The following is a 2141-nucleotide window of genomic DNA, read 5'->3' on the forward strand; positions in this document are numbered from 1 at the left end:
AGTCGGCAGCAGACGCTGGCGACCGCACCTTCGAAAACCTGCAGCTGGGTAACGAGGCGTCGGTGAAAGTCACCGATACCATCGACGAAGTTGTAGCCAAGCTGACTGCGACCGACTCGGTTACCGAAGGTGGTCAGATCACCTACACCGTGACCCTGACCAACAAAGACGGCCTGCCGATCGATAAGCATGGCGCGCTGACCTTCACCCTTGATGATGGCAAGACCACCATCACTATCCCGGCGAACGGCACCACGGGTTCGGTTACCGTCACAGCGCCTGACAACGTCTATGTTGGCGCGAACGACCCGGTCGTCAAATCGATCGCCTCCGTTGCCGGCGCAGACGTTGGCAAGTTCGAGCAGCTGACGCTCGACAAAACGCCTGTCACCACTCAGGTTACCGATGAGCCTGGCTCGGGAGTTCCTGGTACTGGCAACCAGGGCGACCTGGTCCAAGTGACTATCACCGCCGACCAGACCTCTGTCGCCGAGAACGTCAAGCCGACCTTCACCGTGCACGTGAATACCGCACTGGCCAATGACCTGGTCGTGACCCTTAGCAACAGCGAGAAGGTCACTATCAAAGCCGGTGAAACCAGCGCCCAGTACACCCACGCCGCACAAGGCGACGACGTCTACAAAGACTCCGGCGAAATCAGCCTGGGCATCAAGTCGGCAGCCGATGCGGGTGGTCGTACCTTCGAGAACCTGCAGCTGGGCAACGAGGCCTCGGTGAAAGTCACCGACACCATCGACGAAGTTGTAGCCAAGCTCACCGCGACCGACTCGGTCACCGAAGGCGGTCAGATCACCTACACCGTGACCCTGACCAACAAAGATGGCCTGCCAATCGACAAACACGGCGCGCTGACCTTCACCCTGGACGATGGCAAGACCGTCATCACCATCCCAGCCAACGGCACAACTGGCTCGGTTACTGTGTCCGCGCCTGACAACGACTATGTCGGTGCTAACGATCCGGTCGTGAAGTCGATCGCCTCCGTTACCGGTGCCGATGTTGGCAAGTTCGAACAATTAACGCTCGATAAGACACCTGTCAGCACCCAAGTTACCGACGAGCCAGGTTCGGGTACGCCAGGCAATGACAACCAGGGTGACCTGGTACTGGTGAACATCGTGGCCAACCAGGTCTCGGTCAACGAAGCCACGCCACCCCTGTTCACGCTGACCCTGAACCGCGTGCTGGACAAGGACCTCACGGTCACCCTGAGCAACAACGCCACTGTTGTGTTCAAGGCCGGCGAGACCAGCAAGTCCTATGTCGCACCTGCCCAGGGCGATGACGTCTTCAAGGACGAAGGCAAGATCCAGATCGGTATCGTCAAGGCCCAAGTGCCGAATGCTACCTTCGAGAATCTGGTGCTGGGCGCGCCTGCATCGGTCGATGTCACCGACACCATCAGCAAAGTCACTGCGGTGCTGGCTGTGGATAACACCTCGGTCGTCGAAGGCGGGAAGATCACCTACACCGTAACCTTGATCAGCGAAGACAGCGACCTGCCGGTCACTGGCCACGGTGGCGTGACCGTCACCTTGACCGGTGGCACCCAGGTGTTCATCGCCGCTGGCTCTGCTACTGGCACCGTCACCATCAATGCGCCAGATGACGTGTACGTCGGCGGCCAGCCTGCGGTCACCAAGTCGATTACCGACATCACGGTCGCAGGCGCCAAGCAATTTGAAAACCTGGTGGCGGACAAGTCGCCGGTTACCACGACCGTGCACGACGAACCTGCCGGCCAGGGCGACCTGGTGCAGGTCAATATCGTCGCCAATCAGGTGTCGGTGAACGAAGCCACTGCGCCGACCTTCACCCTGAGCCTGAACCGCGCACTGGACAAGGACCTGACCGTTACCCTGAGCAACAACGCCACCGTTGTGTTCAAGGCTGGCGAGATGACCAAGACCTACACGGCTGCTGCGCAAGGCGATGACGTCTTCAAGGACGAGGGCAAGATCGAGGTTGGCATCGTCAAGGCAGAAGTGCCGAACGCCACCTTCGAGAACCTGGTCATTGGCGGCCCGGCTTCGGTCAACGTCACCGACACGATCAGCAAGGTCACTGCCGTGTTGGCTGTGGATAACACCACCGTGACCGAAGGCGGCAAGATCACCTAC

General features: G+C 59.7%; 1 protein-coding gene. It reads left to right on the top strand.

The window, feature by feature from the left end; genetic code table 11:
* Positions 1-2141 (top strand): immunoglobulin-like domain-containing protein (locus B2Y33_RS20615; protein ID WP_349681384.1); only part of this gene is annotated, 2141 nt, incomplete at both ends.

The sequence above is a fragment of the Pseudomonas sp. UBA5666 genome (genome assembly GCF_002420785.1).
GTDB lineage: Bacteria > Pseudomonadota > Gammaproteobacteria > Pseudomonadales > Pseudomonadaceae > Aquipseudomonas > Aquipseudomonas fulva.